Origin of the sequence: Haloarcula sp. CGMCC 1.2071, from assembly GCF_037078445.1 — an archaeon.
Lineage (GTDB): Archaea > Halobacteriota > Halobacteria > Halobacteriales > Haloarculaceae > Haloarcula > Haloarcula amylolytica.
In genome coordinates this window covers 1-16690 of sequence record NZ_JAYMGY010000013.1, presented here as the reverse complement: position 1 = coordinate 16690, position 16690 = coordinate 1, and the positions used below count along the sequence as shown (strand labels likewise).

The 16690-nt window shown below is 60.3% G+C and carries 14 protein-coding genes, 1 tRNA gene and 2 pseudogenes; 8 read left to right on the top strand and 9 right to left on the bottom strand.

Features of this window, described 5'->3' with window-relative positions:
• Positions 1–97: 97 nt before the first annotated feature.
• Positions 98–1786 carry a sodium:phosphate symporter gene (locus VI234_RS17600; protein WP_336330750.1) on the bottom strand — a complete coding sequence of 563 codons (1689 nt, stop codon included), beginning with the start codon at positions 1784–1786 and terminating at the stop codon, positions 98–100.
• 157 nt (positions 1787–1943) lie between these two features.
• Positions 1944–4019, bottom strand: a complete 2076-nt coding sequence (locus VI234_RS17595) for a hypothetical protein (protein WP_336330782.1) — start codon at positions 4017–4019, stop codon at positions 1944–1946.
• Positions 4020–4228: 209 nt separating this feature from the next.
• Between VI234_RS17595 and VI234_RS17590 the strand changes: the two genes are divergently transcribed.
• Together VI234_RS17590 and VI234_RS17585 are read left to right on the top strand one after the other, a co-directional pair.
• Positions 4229–5242: a DUF1616 domain-containing protein gene (locus VI234_RS17590; protein ID WP_336330749.1), complete on the top strand. Its 1014-nt coding sequence runs from the start codon at positions 4229–4231 to the stop codon at positions 5240–5242.
• 118 nt (positions 5243–5360) lie between these two features.
• Complete coding sequence (locus VI234_RS17585) at positions 5361–5894, top strand: metal-dependent hydrolase (protein WP_336330748.1); 534 nt, start codon at positions 5361–5363, stop codon at positions 5892–5894.
• A gap of 130 nt (positions 5895–6024) precedes the next feature.
• Here the strand turns inward: VI234_RS17585 and VI234_RS17580 are convergent, their stop codons facing one another.
• The 4 genes from VI234_RS17580 to VI234_RS17565 form a co-directional block, all read right to left on the bottom strand.
• Positions 6025–6165, bottom strand: a complete 141-nt coding sequence (locus tag VI234_RS17580) for a hypothetical protein (protein WP_008308986.1) — start codon at positions 6163–6165, stop codon at positions 6025–6027.
• A gap of 204 nt (positions 6166–6369) precedes the next feature.
• A complete protein-coding gene (locus VI234_RS17575) occupies positions 6370–8040 on the bottom strand; it encodes a PGF-CTERM sorting domain-containing protein (RefSeq protein ID WP_336330747.1) in 1671 nt (556 codons plus the stop codon).
• A gap of 328 nt (positions 8041–8368) precedes the next feature.
• Positions 8369–9643 (bottom strand): PGF-CTERM sorting domain-containing protein, encoded by a 1275-nt coding sequence (locus tag VI234_RS17570; RefSeq protein ID WP_336330746.1) that lies wholly within the window; start codon positions 9641–9643, stop codon positions 8369–8371.
• Between the two features lie 627 nt (positions 9644–10270).
• Positions 10271–10354 (bottom strand) — tRNA-Leu (locus VI234_RS17565).
• A 206-nt stretch (positions 10355–10560) separates the two neighbouring features.
• Between VI234_RS17565 and VI234_RS17560 the strand changes: the two genes are divergently transcribed.
• The 5 genes and pseudogenes from VI234_RS17560 to VI234_RS17540 all read left to right on the top strand — a co-directional run bounded on the left by VI234_RS17560 (position 10561) and on the right by VI234_RS17540 (position 13440).
• Positions 10561–11043, top strand: coding sequence for a DUF309 domain-containing protein (locus VI234_RS17560; RefSeq protein WP_008308981.1), 483 nt, complete (start codon positions 10561–10563; stop codon positions 11041–11043).
• A 45-nt stretch (positions 11044–11088) separates the two neighbouring features.
• The gene (locus tag VI234_RS17555; protein ID WP_336330745.1) at positions 11089–11877 is read left to right on the top strand and encodes a succinylglutamate desuccinylase/aspartoacylase domain-containing protein; all 789 of its coding nucleotides are present in this window, start codon (positions 11089–11091) and stop codon (positions 11875–11877) included.
• A gap of 129 nt (positions 11878–12006) precedes the next feature.
• Positions 12007–12120 (top strand): annotated as a pseudogene (locus VI234_RS17550) (transposase); the annotation flags it as partial.
• Positions 12121–12177: 57 nt separating this feature from the next.
• On the top strand, positions 12178–12663 hold the full coding sequence (locus VI234_RS17545; protein WP_336330744.1) for a YbaK/EbsC family protein: 486 nt from the start codon (positions 12178–12180) through the stop codon (positions 12661–12663).
• A gap of 210 nt (positions 12664–12873) precedes the next feature.
• Positions 12874–13440 carry a hypothetical protein gene (locus VI234_RS17540; protein WP_014040472.1) on the top strand — a complete coding sequence of 189 codons (567 nt, stop codon included), beginning with the start codon at positions 12874–12876 and terminating at the stop codon, positions 13438–13440.
• Positions 13441–13492: 52 nt separating this feature from the next.
• On the opposite strand, the gene VI234_RS17535 is transcribed toward VI234_RS17540, so the two are convergent.
• On the bottom strand, positions 13493–14260 hold the full coding sequence (locus tag VI234_RS17535; RefSeq protein ID WP_008308976.1) for a hypothetical protein: 768 nt from the start codon (positions 14258–14260) through the stop codon (positions 13493–13495).
• 57 nt (positions 14261–14317) lie between these two features.
• Positions 14318–14839: a metal-dependent hydrolase gene (locus tag VI234_RS17530; RefSeq protein ID WP_008308975.1), complete on the bottom strand. Its 522-nt coding sequence runs from the start codon at positions 14837–14839 to the stop codon at positions 14318–14320.
• A gap of 369 nt (positions 14840–15208) precedes the next feature.
• On the opposite strand from VI234_RS17530, the gene VI234_RS17525 reads away from it, so the two are divergent.
• Entirely contained in the window at positions 15209–15448 is a 240-nt protein-coding gene (locus VI234_RS17525; RefSeq protein WP_008308973.1) for an antitoxin VapB family protein, read from the top strand.
• A 1135-nt stretch (positions 15449–16583) separates the two neighbouring features.
• On the opposite strand, the pseudogene VI234_RS17520 reads toward VI234_RS17525, so the two are convergent.
• Positions 16584–16690 (bottom strand): annotated as a pseudogene (locus VI234_RS17520) (radical SAM protein); the annotation flags it as partial.

The window sequence follows — 16690 nt, the reverse complement described above, 5'->3', positions numbered from 1 at the left end:
GTCGGCCTTTCTGCCGGCCCCGTATTGTATGCCACGGTTACATACCCGGGAGAAGTGAAGATGGGGGGACCATCGAACCGGGTCCGTTCAGAACCCGTCAGCAACTCGTTCGGTTCCCGCCGGGCCGAACGAGGTACACGGAGTCGAGGCCGCGCGTGTCATAGACCACGTCGTTCTCGTAGCGCCACTCCGCCAGCGCCGCGGGCGTGGTCTTCTCGCTCGCTGCCGGGAACAGGTGCGCCCCTGTCGTCCCCCACGACGCCCGCGACAGCGTCGGACAGTTGGGTTCCGTCCCACCACCGAGCCACCGGGCGGTCGGCTGGTACGTTCCGTTGGACGCGCCCGGATAGTACAGATCGACGATACGGCTGAACGGGTGGTCGGACGCCCACTGCTCGTCGACGTGGTCCGCGGTAAACGTCGCGGCCGCGAACTGCGATTCGGTCGCCCCGGTCGGGAACGCGAGCGTGTCGAGATTGACGAAGGCGATAGGCATCGTCGCAACTGCGGCAACCACGATGACGACCGTCAGAACCGTTGCGAGCCGGTGACTGTGGGCCTTCGACGTTCCAAGCCCGCCATCCGGCGACGGCGACTGCCGATAGGCGACCGACGCGACGCCGATGCCGGCGAGCACGAACACGGGCAGGTGAACGAACGTCTGGCCGCGGAGCGCGGTCCCGTAGTACTCCGGCGTCAGCGAGGCGGTCAGCGAGAAGTACACGATGACAATCGGCGCCAGCAGCAACGCCAGCACGACCGGGCCGATCAGCCGGCGGTCGCGGCTCGCAAGCGGCAGGCCGACGACCGCAAACAGTACCGGGACGGCGAAGGCCGCAACGAGCACCAAGAGACCGGCTGGCGTGGTCTGTGTTCCAGGGAAGACGGTCTGCAACGCGTTCGCACCGAGGGTCAGAAACCAGAGGCCGACCGCGCCGCCGATGGTCACCCGCTGCAGGCGGGCGCTCGTCCGCTGAAACCAGACCAGCGTCGCCACCAGAACGACGACCCAGGCCAGAAACAGCCCCGGATACGCGCTGATGCGGTCGACGTACGGGACCTCCAGAAGCGAGCGTTCTGCGATCCGGTAGTACCCCCACATGTACACCCAGAAGCCCGCGACGGCGACGAGCGCAGTGACGGCGTCACGACGCGACGGAATCCTGGCGAGATGGGCGGCTAGCACCCCCGTGAGTACCAGCGCAGCGATGAGCGAGCTGAACGTATGCAAGAGCGGGAAGGCAGCGAACAGCACGACCACAACTGCGCCCCATCGACGCCCGTATCGCTCCGTCGTGAGCAACCGATGGACGGCAATCGCAAACAGCGGCAGCAAGAGAAACGCCAGCGCTTCCTCATCCGTTTGTCCGGTCCGCCGGAGATAGATGCCTTCCACCGCGAGCCCCATCCCGACCACGCCCATCGCCAGCGTCGTCCGCGAGTGACGCCACCGACTCGACTGTGCGAGGCGTTTGACCAGCGCCATCGCCGTCAGGCAGGACGCTGCACCGGTGACCGCGACGACCGGCTGGGCGACGTACAGCGGCCGCTCACCGGTGAGTGCGCCGACGACCGTCAGGACAGCGGTAAACACGATGTTGTCCGCACGGAACCGCGTGAGGGGAAACGCCCCCGTTTCGAGCGTGTCCCTGGCCAGAGCGACGTAGCCGAATCCGTCTAGCGTCGAGGGCAGCGGTGTCCAGTGGAGCGTCGTCAACCGGGCCGCGACTGCCACGGCCAGCACAGCCACGATGAGCAGCAATCGCCCCTTCCGGCCGTCACTCATTGGCGGGTCCTACAGCGGGTGGGTGTAAGATAGTTACCGCATTGCGACGGCCGACTCGGGAGCCCTGACAGTCTCTCGGTCTACTGCTAGCCCTGTTGGAAATCCGGGATTGCTGCCAGGCTCTAGACACACCCGGAGTGTCCATGACGATTAGCAGTCACTGGTCCCCGTTCGACTTGATCTTGCGGGCACGTTCGACGGCTGCCTCCGCGCGTGACGGATCAACCGATGTCGGTGCGAACGCCGCCGTCTCGAAGGCTTCGACCACCGTTTCGATATCCGCCATCCGTTCCTCGGGAACGCCGTGCTCCTGGCTCTGCTGGAGGAGTTCCCAGTGTGTCGCCCCCTCGTCAATACCGTTTTTCACCGCTAGCTCATCGTGGACTGCGGTGTACGCCGCCATCGCTGCGGCATCGTAGTCCCCGCTATCCAGAGACGTATCGACGCGGTCCGCAAACGTCGGACTCGTCGCGTTCGATGGCGTCGTCGCCTGGTCGGATCCACTCATCGATACCTCAGTTGCCTCCACCGAGGAAGTCGTGTTCACCTGGGATTGGCGGCGCCGCGACACGATAAACCAAGCCCCGACGACAACTGCAAGCGCTACCCCGCCGCCCAGGACGGGCAGCCAGCTGTATCCGATGATCCCGTTCCCAAAGGCTACTTCTGGGTTCTCGTCAGAGCCGAACAGTATCGCTACCAGGGTATCGATAAGCAGATCGCTATCCGAATCGGAGCCGACCGGTGGGTTGCCGCCGCCGGCTCCTGCGGCCAGCGTTGTCGTTGCGGTCGCGTTACCGAGGTTCGAACTCGGTTCGTCGTACGTAGCGGTAACGGTAACTGTCTCGTTGTTCTGCGGATATTCGAGGACGGTCTGGAACGACCCGTTCCGGTTCGTCTCGACGAGTTGGGTGCCGCCAGCACCGACCTGCAGGCGTACCGGGCGACCCGCGACAGGGTCCCCGGCAACGGTCTGGAGTTGCCCCCTGGCAAGGGTCCCATCATCCGTGCGTGACGCACTCACGGAGAGGGTCGTCTGAGTCTCGACGACGACAACAGGGGTCTCCGACTGGACGCCCACAATCGCTCGGTTTTCGTACGGAACCCGAGCGACAACTACACGCTCACCGTCGTTTACCGACGCTGGGGCTCGGGTCGATGCTGTCGCCGTTCCGTTCGCTCCGGTCGTCGTTCGTGCAACGACAGTATCACCAACGGTGAACTCGACCGGTACCCCGTCGACACCTCTCGACTCGACTGTCACGGACGCCGTCGCGTTGAGTCGGTCGCCGTACCCTACCGTACCCGGTGCGATTTCGCTCGTCGCGTTCGGCGTCACCTGTTTCACGTCAATCGTGAACGTGGTGTCGTCGGACAGGTACACCGAGTCGGCATCCGGGACGTACTCGACCGGGACGGACTGCGACCCGAGTCTGGCTGAGCGTGGCCGGTACTGCGTTTCGAACACACCGCTGGAATCAGTTCGAACAGTTTGTGTCTGGTTCCCGATCCTGAGTTCGACCGCCTCGTCTGCGATGACCGAGCCGTTCTCAGTCCGGATCTGGCCGGAGACCGTTCCGGGATCACTGAACGATGCAGTCGAGTCTCTCGCCTGAACTGTGAGCGTCGTCCCGACGAGTGTCTCTTCACGGATAGCCGCCTGCGTCGCCGTGACGTTCTCTGTCGTCTCGTTGATCTCGGTCTGTCCCGAAGAGAGGTCGACAGACGTGGTGTTCTCTATCCGTTCGAAGTTCCGGTTCAGTTCTTGGCTCCTGTCGCTGATGTTCGACGCCGTTCGCTCCATCGCACGCGCAGTGATGCGGGCCTTGCGTTCGTTACCGCGCTCGCGTGCCGCCTGATACGCCGTATATTGCTGGCGGTACCGCTGTACCTCGTTCGTGAGATTCCGCTGGTTCTCGCGCGCGGCTTCGAACTCTCTCGCGGCGGTGTCGTCCGTATCCGACGACGTGTCACCGGCAACGTCGACGTACTGCTCCAGACGCTTGTCGTAGTCGTCGCCGAGGACGCTCTGCGCTTGCTCGTACTGTTCGTTCGATAGCGCGATGCTGCTGTTCTCCAGCCGCCCCCCCATCGTCCGAGCCAACCAGGCGGCCGTTTCATCGCCGTACTCGCCGTCCGACACCGAATCCGGGTTTTCCTGTTGCGTCTCGTTGTCGTCCGTCGGCGTCTCCACCTGCCGGTTCAGAGCCGGACCCCCATCGTCGGTCCCCATCGCTGCCACCCCACCAGCGCCCGCTGTAAGTCCAAGTATTGTCAGGGTGACGAACACGGCCCACGACTGGCTCCGGAACACACCGAGTTATTCCGCTGGGTTGATAAAATGCGTTCGGTTGGCTCATCGGAGACAGTTGCAGTCGTGTACTGAGACAGAAAGCGACGCAATCAGCTATTTTTTTACCGTGCCGACATGACTCATTGCCAATGGCTGAAACCCAGACGTGGAAACTACTCTTGCCACGTCAACTCCGCCACCTCCCGGCCGATCTAGCAGGCGTTATCGGCGTGGTGATTCTGACGAATCTGGCTGCCCTGCTGCCGGTCATCTCCGACACGCCGGTCCGCATCGTCGCCGGGCTCGTGTTTGTCCTCTTCATTCCCGGCTATGCGTTCATCGCAGCGCTGTTTCCGGAGGCCGGGAGCGGCCCCACGGCCGACGACGAGACCGTTTCGGATCCCCGGGCCGACGGAATCGACGGTATCGAACGGGTCGCGCTCTCGTTCGGACTCAGTATCGCCCTCGTTCCCTTGGTCGGCCTAGTGTTGAATTTCACGCCGTGGGGCATCCGTCTGCTCCCGATTCTCGTGTCGCTCAGCGGGCTGACGCTCGTGTTGACCGCTGTCGCGGCTGTTCGACGCTGGGCGGTACCCGCTGACGAACGGTTTCGCGTCCCGTATCGCGCGTGGCTCAGTGCCGGCCGTGAAGAGTTGTTCTCGCCGGCCTCGCGGACGGACGCGGTCCTGAACGTGCTGTTGGTCCTGAGCATCCTGCTTGCGGCCGCCAGCGTCGGCTACGCGGTCACAGTACCAAAGGACGGCGAGCGGTTCAGCGAGTTCTACCTGCTGACCGAAGACGAAGACGGGGAACTCGTCGCTGACGGCTATCCGACGGAGTTTCAACAGGGCGAGGGTCGCTCGTTGATCATCGGTATCGGGAATCAGGAACACGAACGGAGTGAGTACACCGTAATCGCCGAGTTACAACGCGTCGAACGCGTCGGCAACGAGACCCGGGTTCGGGAACGATCGGAACTGCGGCGCTTCCAGCCGACGCTGGGACACAACGAGACCTGGCACCGTCAGCACGAGGTGACGCCCGAGATGACTGGGGAGGGGCTTCGGCTCCAGTACCTGCTGTACCGCGGGTCACCACCTGAGACCGTGGACCAATCGACTGCGTACCGGGAAGTCCACCTCTGGGTGAACGTAACCGGCTGACCCAGGTTCTCGTAGCGAGCAGCGCTCCCCCAGGTAAAACAGGGACCGACTTACTGCCCATTCTTTTGAGATCTAACCCGGCAAACAGCTTTTCCTTGCCTGGATCATTGGTTTCACCGTGTACCCCGCAGGCCACTTCCTCCTCGCAGCCGTTCCGCTGACGGTATACACGGTGGCTCGGTGGCATCACCTCCCGTCTGGGCCGATGGTACTGCTCTTGCTTGTTGCGACGCAACTCCCGGACGTAATCGACAAGCCGCTCGCGTGGACGTTCGCTATTCTTCCGAGCGGGCGCATGCTGGCCCATTCGCTGGTCGTCTCGCTACCCGTCCTCACCATCCTTGTACTGCTGGCTGCACGTCAGGGCTACGGGCGGTACGCAGTGGTGTTTTCCGCCGGCTACCTCTCACACATCGCCGGCGACTTCTATCCGATTGTGCGACTCGGGACGGACTACTGCTTCTTTCCGAACCTGTTCTGGCCGCTGTTGTCGGCAACCCCCGATAGAACGCCGTCGTTTGCGGCGCATTCGCCCGACAGCCTGCTCTCGCTTGCCGTCCCCCTGGTCGTCTTCGGACTGGCCATCAGCTACAGCCTCGTGACGGTGTACCGGAGATACGAGCAGGTCCCAGCCGAAATACCACAACGGTAAGCCGTTCGCGGCCGACGGTCGTTGCCACTGAAGCAGTGGGTCTCAAGCGGCGGATTTCGGGCTCCCCGTCAGATATCGAAGCTACTGTTCCCGCCCATAGGGATCGCGGAGTGAAGCTGAAACGCCTGTCTCAAACCGGTGTCGCCGATTCGATCGGTGCTTCGCCGCAGCTGACACAGATATACTCTTCGTCGACGGTGAGCACGACCGGTGAGTTACACTTGATGCACTTGATTTTCGCCGCACGGGATGGCTTTGCGTAGTCTCCCATTGTATGTACCTTACATAGCAATGTTATATGTAAAATAACATAAAATTACCCCTTTCAGCAATATTGTATCCGCAGCCGCTAGGAGGGGATAACTCAGTTATGCAGGAAAGCTAGCTCCAGTTAGGTACACAACAGGAGAGAAATTCGTCAGAGAAAGAGATTCATCAGAGAATAGACAAATGCCGCGTAAACTGTGGAAGTTCCTCAGTCCCGACGTGCCAGGAATCCAGCGCCTAGCAATGCTAGCACCGCGACGAGGACGGTGAAACCGGGGCCGCTCGAACTCGTGGTCTCGACCGAGCCCTCCGTTCCGGTTGTGCCTGTCTCGTCGGGTTGCTGTGCCCCACCACCTGCGGTCGTGGCTGCTTCCGTTGGCACCTCTCCGTCTTCAGTCTCGACTGTCTCAGTGTCGTCGGTGTCGGTCGTAGCTTCGTCCTCAGTGTCTTCTTCAGTCCCCTCGGTATCGGAGTCGTCGTTCCCACTATCGTCATCGCTATCTCCGCTATCGCTGTCATCGCTCCCGTTATTGTTGTCGTCGTTGTCGTTGTCGTTGTTGTCGTTGTCGCCGTCACCGTTGTTGCCATCACTTCCGTCGTCGCCGCCGCCGTTGTTGCCATCACTCCCGTCGTCGCTATCGTCATCATCGTCGCCGGAATCGGTTTCGTTCGACTGTGATAGCGTGACTGTCCCGGTCGCGGAGTTGATATCGTTTGAGTCTTCGCCAACAGCGACGTGAACGTACGTGTACGTCCCGTTTGGCCAGGAGTCGAGTGTTTCGACGTCGACGGTGGTATCGGAGGCACCGGAGACCGTCGTCGACGAGGCGTGCATCACGTCATCACCGGTCGAATCCGGCGATGCTTCGGAGAGAACGAACCCGAACAGCCCGATCAGTCCCGCTGACGGCATCGCTCCTGCTGCCGTCGAGTCCTCACCGGTGAGGGTAGCGTCATCGTCGGCCGACGAGACGCCGTTGACGCCGTCGAAGGAGTTCTCGACCGTGACCTGGTCTTCCGAGAAATTCTCATCGATTTCGCCGGTCACACGGACGGTGCTCGTCCGCTGTTGGAGTTCGTCCTCGTCGAGTAGCAACACAGCGTGCGTGACAGAGTCGTCCTCCAGTTCGGTCTCGATATCGAGCGAGACGTTATCGCCAGCGGTGATATCGTCGGAGGTCGCATCGACCGTGGACGGGCTTTCCTGAACCAGCGTCTGTTCGACGCCGACGACGGTCACGTTCCCATCAGTCGAGACGTTGTTGTCCGAAACAGACAGGCCCTGTCCGTCATCGACAGTGACCAGAACGAAGCCGTAGGCACCACCCGAGGCAGGTGTGTACGACGTTTCGAGTACACCGTTGTCATCTATCGAACCGACACCCTCCGCGTCGTCTAGCAGTTCGACCGAGTTAGCGTTGGAGTCGTTCGTAAAGATACTAGCTAGATCAGTTCTGACGCTTCCCTCACTAAACCCGGCCGAAGATGGGTTTTCGGAGAGTCTGACAGCGAGTAGTTGCGCCTCGTCGCCGGCAAGTCCAGTCGTTCCGGCTCCGGTCGTTGATTCGAACGTCAGATCAACTGATTCGCCCGTTTCGTGAATCGTGTACTCCTCCCTGTTGAGGGGAACGTCACCGGTCTGAGCAGACTCGATGTTGATATACGTCTCCGGGGCTGCTATCGCCGTTGGGCCGCTGGAGGACGTCCGAAGCGGGAGCAGCGACCGTTCCCAGACATCCACGTTTTCCGTCACCGCTGTCGTTTGCCCTTCATCGACTGGCGTTGCCGCCGCCGACGTTACCGACAGGGGGGCGGCTAACACCAGCAGCACTGTCATCGCACAAATTACAGTGCGTTTTCCGTTTGTTGTTTTATACATTACTGAATTTTTTCGGAGGGGCGCGGTATAATTCTTATGCAGTGACATTCGACGCTACACAGTGTCATATGACGGTTACAAAACACGTACCCACTGTCTGGGGATTTTGCAGCGCGACTCGTGAGTCGTGTCTCGGCAAATTACCCTACTCGTATTTATGACAGGTCCCCGGTTTGACGCATTCCTTATAGTAAATGCTCGACAGCGGACCCGGGTTTAACAGCAATCGGCCAACAGTCGGCCGTGTCATCGAGTAGAATCTGCACACGTCGGCGCACAAAGAGGTGCTGTGTTCGGTGGACACCACCAGTAAAGGCCGCCCGATCAGTTACTCTACGTCCCCTTCGTCGTCCCCAGCATCACTCGGTCCGCCAGCGTTGTCCGGGGGACCGCCACCGTTGCCCGGGCCACCACCGTTATCAGGGCCGCCGCCCGGACTCACTGCCACCGTGCCGGTATCCGAGTTGAGAGTCCCGGTTTCGTTACCGACTGCGACGTGGACGTACTGATACGCACCGTTCGGCCAGGAATCCAGGGTCTGGACCGTCACGTTGGCGTCAGCGTCACCGCTGACAATCGTTGCAGAGGCATGGATAACGTCCCCGCCAGCGTCCGATTCGGCCTCGGAAACCACCGTGCCGAACAGCCCCTGCAACCCGATTGCAGGTATCGACTGGTTCTCGGAGAGGTTGAAACTCCCCAGTCCAGTGTTGCTCTCAACCGTCCCAACACCGCTGATGTTATCGAAAGAATTCTCGACGGTGATCTGGTCAGCCGAGAAGCTCTCGTTCAGCTCGCCCGACACAGTCACCGTGCTCGACTGCCGCTGGAGTTCGCCCTGTCGGACCAGCAGGACCGCGTGGGTGGCGTTTTCGTCTTCCATCTCAGTGTCGACAGCCAGCGTAACGTTGTCGCCGGGGTTGACCGGGTTCTGGGTCCGCTCGACGTTCGAGGCGTTGTCCTGCACCACGGCCTGTTCGACACCGACGACGGTCACGTTCCCGTTGACGGAGACGTTACCGTCCGATACCGATAGCCCCTCATCGCCCTCGTCGACAGTCACCAGAACGAAGCCGTATACGCCGCCCGATTCGGGGGTGTAGGACGCCTGCAGTTCGCCATCCTCGTCTATCGTGCCGACGTCTTCCGCGTCATCGAGTAGCTCCGACGACGTAGTGTCCGAGTTATTTGCGAAGACATCTTCGAGAGAAGCGCGGGAGATGTTACTGGCGTTTGCCCCTGCCGTAGTCGGTGCTTCATCCAACTTGACAGCCAGCAGTTGCGCCTCGTCGCCGGCAAGTGCTCTCGTTCCGGCACCGATTCTGGGTTCGAAGGACATATTTATCGACTCGTTGCGCTCGTGGATCGTCATCGTCTGCTTGTTGAGCGGCAAGTCGCCAGTCGCAGCTGATTCGACGTTGAGGAACGTCCGCGGTGCCACTATCGTGGTCGGCCCTTCTGACGTCGTTCTGAGCGTGAGCGGGGACCGGTCCCACACGTCGACGTTTTCGGTCACCGAGAGCGACTGGCTCTCAGCGACGGGGGTTGCCTCAACAGTGGTCGTCACTGATAACGGACCAGCGAGTATCAACGCGACTGCCATGACGAAGATGACAGTCGGCTTTATTATTGGTGTTTTTACCATTACTGAAACATTACTGAAGCCTGTGGTATATTTCTTGTGCAGTGATACTATTCTGAAGCCTTTAGAAGCCTTCTAGACCGATATAGTATATGAACTGAGGGATAATTGATTGTTTTCCTGTAGTTATGAGTTTTTGATATATATTCACAAATAAGATGGTAACTAACCGATGCTAAAAGAGTCTAGATAATGTCTCAGTAACTGTAGCCCGCGTTTAGAGCGGTACTTACTGAACTGATCTGGGCAATTCACGGGAGAGCCAGCTTCATCGGGGAGGTGTCACAGGGTGCCGCATCGCTGAGACACGTCTCTAGCAGATCGGTTCGGAGAATTGCGAGGGAAGATCGCTCCGTGCGAGTCTTCCGGCACCGGTCGGCCGTCGTCTTCAGAGCGAGACACCATCGGGGTCGATGGCGTACTCGCGACCGTGACGATGGCCGCTCACTGTTTGCGAGGGACCGCGTCGGTCCAACAGTGCGAGGGAAGGGATTTGAACTACGCGGAGACGGGCAACCGCCCCGCCTTCTCTCGTTCAAACCCTTCCGTGTGCATCCTTCGGCGCCGCGTTGTGCGGCCCCTATACGATGCGAGGGAAGGGATTTGAACCCTTGGACCCCTACGGGAGCGGATCTTGAGTCCGCCGCCGTTTCCTGGCTTGGCTACCCTCGCACGCGTAGTGCATTCGGTACACATGGCGGTACGGTATAAATGTCGTACGGAAGCGACTCAGAGCCGGTGGGACACTGTGTCAGTAATTGAAAGCGTTTGCGTACTGGCCGCACTGCCGCCGCGCGATCAGGTGTGCATTGCGTTCCAATGGCGACTGTCGCCGATAGAACCGGTGGTTTGACCCACCGTGAACCAGTAGCGTAGGCATGGACGACCACACGCGCGACCCGACCGTCGAGGCCCCCGACGGGAACCCTTCGGGCTGGCGAACCGACGGTCAATGGGAACACGAGACGCTCAGGCGGGCCGTCGTCCACGGCGTCCGTCTGTACAACTCCGGGGAGTTCCACGAATCACACGACTGTTTCGAGGACGAATGGTACAACTACGGCCGCGGGAACACGGAGAGCAAATTCCTCCACGGGATGGTGCAGGTCGCCGCCGGCGCGTACAAGCACTTCGACTTCGAGGACGACGACGGGATGCGGTCGCTGTTTCGCACATCGCTGCAGTACTTCCGTGGCGTCCCTAACGACTACTACGGCGTCGACCTGTTAGATGTGCGGACGACGGTGACGAACGCGCTGTCGGACCCGTCAGCGCTCCAGGGCTGGCAGATCCGTCTCGACGGCGAGTGCCCGACGTGTCGCCCGGAGGACATCGAGTTCGCGGAGTCGCTCGAACATTGACCGAATCCGGATAATTCTAAAGGCTGGAAGCGTTAGCACGGACAGATGCGAATCGAGCAACTGGGAGACGGGGTTCCGGAGGTGGCCGTCGTGGGGAGCATCCACGGCGACGAACCGTGCGGTCGGGACGGCATCGAAGCCGTCCTTGCCGACCCGCCGGAGGTCGAGCGACCGGTCAAGTTCATCATCGCGAACGAGGCCGCCCTCGACGCAAACAAGCGATATCTCGATACGGACCTCAACCGATCGTTCCCAGGCGACGCTGACAGCGAGTCCCACGAGACACGGCTGGCCGCGGCTCTCGCCGCAGAACTCCACGACTGTACCGTGCTTTCGCTGCACTCCACACAGTCCTACGACGGAATGTTCGCCCTCGTCGACGATCTCACGCCGGAAATGGCGGCACTCTGTAGCGCCCTCTCCGTGGACGCCGTCGTTCAGACGAAAGGCGCAAACGAGGGGCGATTGTTCGCGACGGTGGACTCAGTCGTCGAAGTCGAATGTGGCTATCAGGGCTCCGCGGAAGCCGCCGAGAACGCGGAGCAGGTCATCCGGGAGTTCCTCGCTGCCACTGGAGTCACCACCGAGTCACCGCCACAACGGGAGACGCCACTGCCAGTGTTCCAGCTTGGCGAGCCGATTCCGAAGGCAGCAGCAGAACAGTACGAGGTGTTCGTCCGGAACTTCGAGCCAGTGCCAGAGGGGGACCCTGTGGCAGCAGCCGACGACGAAACTGTCGTCGCGGAGGAGGCCTTCCACCCGGTGTTGCTCTCAGCCTACGGCTACGAGGACGTGTTCGGCTTTACCGCGGATCGGATCGGGATGCTTGACTGAGACGGGTTTGCCGCGGGGTTTCGGTCCGGTCGTGACTTCACCGTCGGATTAGGCATCATTCTGGGCGACGACTTCGTACGAGGTGTACTCGATCTTGTCCGGGTCGAGTAGTTCGTCCTCACAGCATGAGAGATGCGGGAACAGCACGAACTGTTCTTAGAGGGGTATCTGTGGGGCGGTGGGTTCTGGGAGGAATCGTACTACGTTGGGACGGCAGGCGACGTTTCGACCGACACGATTGAGCTATCGTCCTGTTCGTCTTCGGCCCCGTTTTTACAGGGGGAGGTGCACAGAGGAGGTATGCACGAACGCGCTGCGGAATTCGCGGACCGGGCCCGTGACCGATACGGAGTCGACCTCGATGTCTCGGAGTTCGGGTCGGGAACGGAAACAGCCGCAGCGGCCGCCGAGGCCATCGGCTGCGAGACGGCCGCCATCGCGTCGACCATCGTCGTCGCACTCGCAGGCAGTAATCGCGACGGTGACCTCGTCGCCGCAATCACGAGCGGTGCGAACCGCCTTGACCTTGACGCGGTCGCGAACCACTACGATGCAGAAACCGCGTCGATGGCCGACCCGGGCGACATTCGGAGCGTCGTCGGCTGGAGCATCGGCGGCGTCCCCCCGATCTGTCACGATACGGCCCTCCCGATCACGGTCGACCCGACACTTACCCACTATGATGTCGTCCACGCTGCCGCCGGCACGCCGAGCGCGGTGTTTGCGGTCGAACCGGACCGGTTGGTGGACCTCGCCAACGCCGACGTCGTCGACCTCACAGAGTAGCGCCGACGGTGCGGCCATCCATCGTGTCAGGCTTGTTGGCACTCAGACCGAGGATCGAGTCCTGGCCGTGGAACCGGCCGTCAGTACTCGGGGCAACGGCCGACAGACGGACGAAACATAGCAGGAGCGTTTGTATCGCCAGCTGCGATGACAGATCACGAACATACAGAAGAGGTTTACAACCGCAGATGAAACCGAGAAGACGCTACTATGCCCTCCAAGCAAGCCGTTAGTAGCCTCGGGAGTCTACTCGCCGTACTCGGACTCTCCGGGGTCGCAACAGCACAGCCTACAGCCCCGGGTGGAGGTCTTAGCCCGGCGCTCGAAGTCGTTCTCCGATTCGGTGTCGGGTTCGTCATTCTTGCAGTATTAGGTGCTGCAGCCGCCGCTATCGGCCCGAAGTATACGACTAACGCCGTGCGGGAGATTCAGAACGATCTCGGCGGCGCAATCGGCTGGGGAGTTCTCGTCGGCATTTTCCTCCCCATCGGGCTGGTGATACTCGCGCTGACGGTTATCGGCGCTCTGATCTCGATCCCCGGGCTGCTTCTCATCGGCATCCTGGGTATCATCGGTACCGGCATTACTGCCGTCTGGGTCGGGAACTCGGTTATCGGCGATGACGGGACAGTGAGCGCAACAGATGGCGTCGCTGGCGGACTGTTACTGGCCGTCCCGTTCGCAATTCCGGTCGTCGGTGGCCTCCTCCTCAACCTCATAACGCTCGTCGGCCTCGGTGTCGTCGGCCGCGGGCTGTACGAGGACTGGACGGACTGAGCGAGTTTCTCGCCCACCGTTCAGCGGTTTCTCTCTGTTGCTGACGAGTGGGTCAACTGGTACCGGGACAGCCGAGTTCGTAGGGGTCGTCGTACACCTCCGGTGGTACCGAGATTTTGGTCGGTTCGTCGAAGTCAGTGTATCTGAGCGTAATTGTCGCGGTTGCGGTCGCGCCTCGCTGTGAGATTTTTAGTCGGAGTTCCGATTTTACTGGCTGGTTCGTTTCCGGGTCGAGCCAGAGTCGCGCCGTCGCGTTCTCGAGCGAGCCGCGGTTGAGCGCCATGTCGCCAGCCTGTCGGCGATTCATCAGTGACTCGATAGTCTCGGCGCTCGGGGACGCCGTGACGAGGACAGTCCGGTTGCCGTCGAGCGTCTCGTTGCCCCGCCAGTAGACGTTCGAGCGTTCGAAGAGCAGTACTTGCCGATGGAGCGGTGTCGCGGTTGCCCACGGCTCGGAGCGCGAAACGTTCTCGACGCCGTAGCCGTCCCAGGGTTCCTGACAGCCCTGGTACGCTTTGTACCCGTCGACATAGGACTCAACCGTTTGGTCTTGTGTCCGCGTCGTCGCTTGCATCCGTTTTTCCGAGACGTTCACCGCACCCTCACCATCGACTCGCACGGTCCGTGACTGCTCACCGTCAGACGCAGTTACGTGCATATCCATTCCGAATCGGTACGCTTCGACGGCGGCGACAGTGCTGTTCGCCTCCTCGACGGCCGCGACGGCGCGTTCGTCGCTCGGCGGCGGACTATCACCCACGAATGTGCCACAGCCAGCGAAGAGGGCAACGAAGCAGACGGCGAGGACCAATCGTCGCATACGATACCGTCGTTCCCCGTCGGTCTAAAATATCATGGATCCGACTGGTGAGACCCCTCAAAACAATCTGAAGTCGAGTTGGGTCTGCAGGTCCGCTACTAGAATGTACGCCGCCAGTGCGAGAACGAGCACGGAAAACCCGGTCCAGAGGTGGAGATTCACTGCACCCTCGCCGACCCACTGCGGGACTGCCGGGCGCATAACGGGCCGCTGGAGCGGCCAGAGCAAGTCCGACGACACGTACGGGTCCGGGCGAAGGAGCTGTCGGTTATCAGCCACCAGATGTGAGAGATGGGCGAACGCGAACGCCGCCCCAAGTCTAGTCCGATCCGTTCGGACCGCATAGGCGACGACGGCAATCGAGAGCGGAATCGCGAACGGAAGCGAGTGCATAAACACCCGTCCAGAGGGAATCAAATGGAGTTCGTACGCCAGTGGCTTGTCGATGAGATCCGGGAACTGGCTGCCGAAGAACGTCACTGCCAGTAAGTGAAGCGTTGGGAGCTGTCGATCGCGGAGAAGGGCGTATACTGCGACGGGAAGGAGGGCGATGATGAAATGTTCGATTGGGAGGACCATTCTCTGACTCGGTAGTAGTGCTACGTTGATGTGGGAGGAAATACCTTGTGTGGGAGAGAAGTCTGCGTGTCGCATGGCATTCTCTTAACGAACAGCCAGTGCGCCCGCGGTAGTGATTCCCCACCGTGTCGAGTGCGTTCCAATTGATTCATACGGACCTCGTGGGAAGCGGTACTCTATCGCTCTCCTACCCAGTCGCCGTCTCGTCGAGTGTCTCGAATGTCCCCTGTATTGGTATCTGAACCCGGGACACACGACGTAGCGTAGTACTGCAATCACAACCTTGTCGCAGAATAGTAGACCCCTCAGCCACCTCCACGACAGTACACAGTCGTCCGAATAGATATATTCACAGAAAGTCATACACAAATGCCGAGTAAAACAATTAATCTCAAAGAGGAAACGTACGAGCGGTTGCGTCGTAAGAAAGGCGAAGGTGAGAGCTTTAGCGACGTTATTGATCGTATCCTTACCGAAGAGGAACATCCACTGTATGGATTGGTCGGGTTGGCAGAAGATGACGAAGTAGCGCAGATTCAAGAGAAATCCCGCTCATTCCGTGATGATGTCGATAGACGCATCAACGATGAGAGCCAGATTGAACAGTAATTCTCGATGTATGCTTTTTGACTGATTTACTCGCTGAGGACGCCGGAGCAGTTGCAAAACTCGATGAGATCTCCGATGAACTACTTGTTGTCCAACCCTAGTCTATACCGACGTCGGGATCGGTATCGACCCAACGACAACGACTGGCCAACAGTTCGATGAGATTCTCGACGACAGTCCGTTAGTGCCATACGATAGCGAAGCTGCGCGTCGTGCCGTGGACGTTCAACGTGATCTTGCTCGCTCCGGGGAACAGATTGGTGCTGTCGAGGCAATGATCGCGGGGATTGCTGTTGGCCGTGATGAACCGGACGACCTCGTATCGAGGACAGCTCAGTGACTCCGATCAAGATGCTGTTGTACTTCCTTGAAGATACCCATGTGGCCTACCGTTTTGCTGATTGTCTCGATACAGGGAGTGGATTCGCAGCAAGAGCGTACTCGTAGTACCGTCCTCCAACGTCGTCTGTATCCTACTCAACCCAACTGGTGATTCCCAGCATGGCGAGCTCGTGTAGGTAACCTTGCATCCACCGAGGGAAGAGTGCACCTGTCACCGCCCGGTGGTGAATGACGTCGTACCGCGCTCGAATCGCTCGTGTCCGGACTGTCGTATCGCTTCCCTCGTGAGCTCTCATATGGACTACGCGGCTGCTGCCGTGGGTGGTGCTTTGGGGTGGATCTGCCGTTGGTACAGGTGTGCTGGTCCTGCCTGACTGGCGGAAAGCTTGTCCCGGACACACCTGATACCGAGTGTACTGGCTGGTTGTCATTGTCTGTCCGATAGATTCTCGTCTCAGACACACCCCACACCGAGTGAAAGATCGGATCTCCACAGCGTCTCTGATGAGCGGCAAGTAAGCGGGTTTCGGGACGAAAAGCGGACTGAGACAAAAGCCGTGAAGTTGCGGGTTGCATCGAATATGCAACCCGACTGCATTTTATAATAGTCCACAAATGGATCTCGCAGGCACGCACCAAGTACCGAGTGTACTGACCGCTGATCGTCGTTGACAGAGAGATACTCGTCATGAGCGGATCATGAACCGAACGTAAGCTGTGTATTCTCGGCCAGTCGTTCGGCGTTTACTGTAAGTGAACCGCCTCGGGGTCAAGCCCCGAGGCTTCCCGTGGTTTAGTCGGACACTCCCATCCGACCATCGGCCTGATAGCCTCGGGCGGTCGGTTGGGTCACGGTCGGGGCGTCCACGGCCCCCGATGCCCGCCGTCGCACCTTCCGAA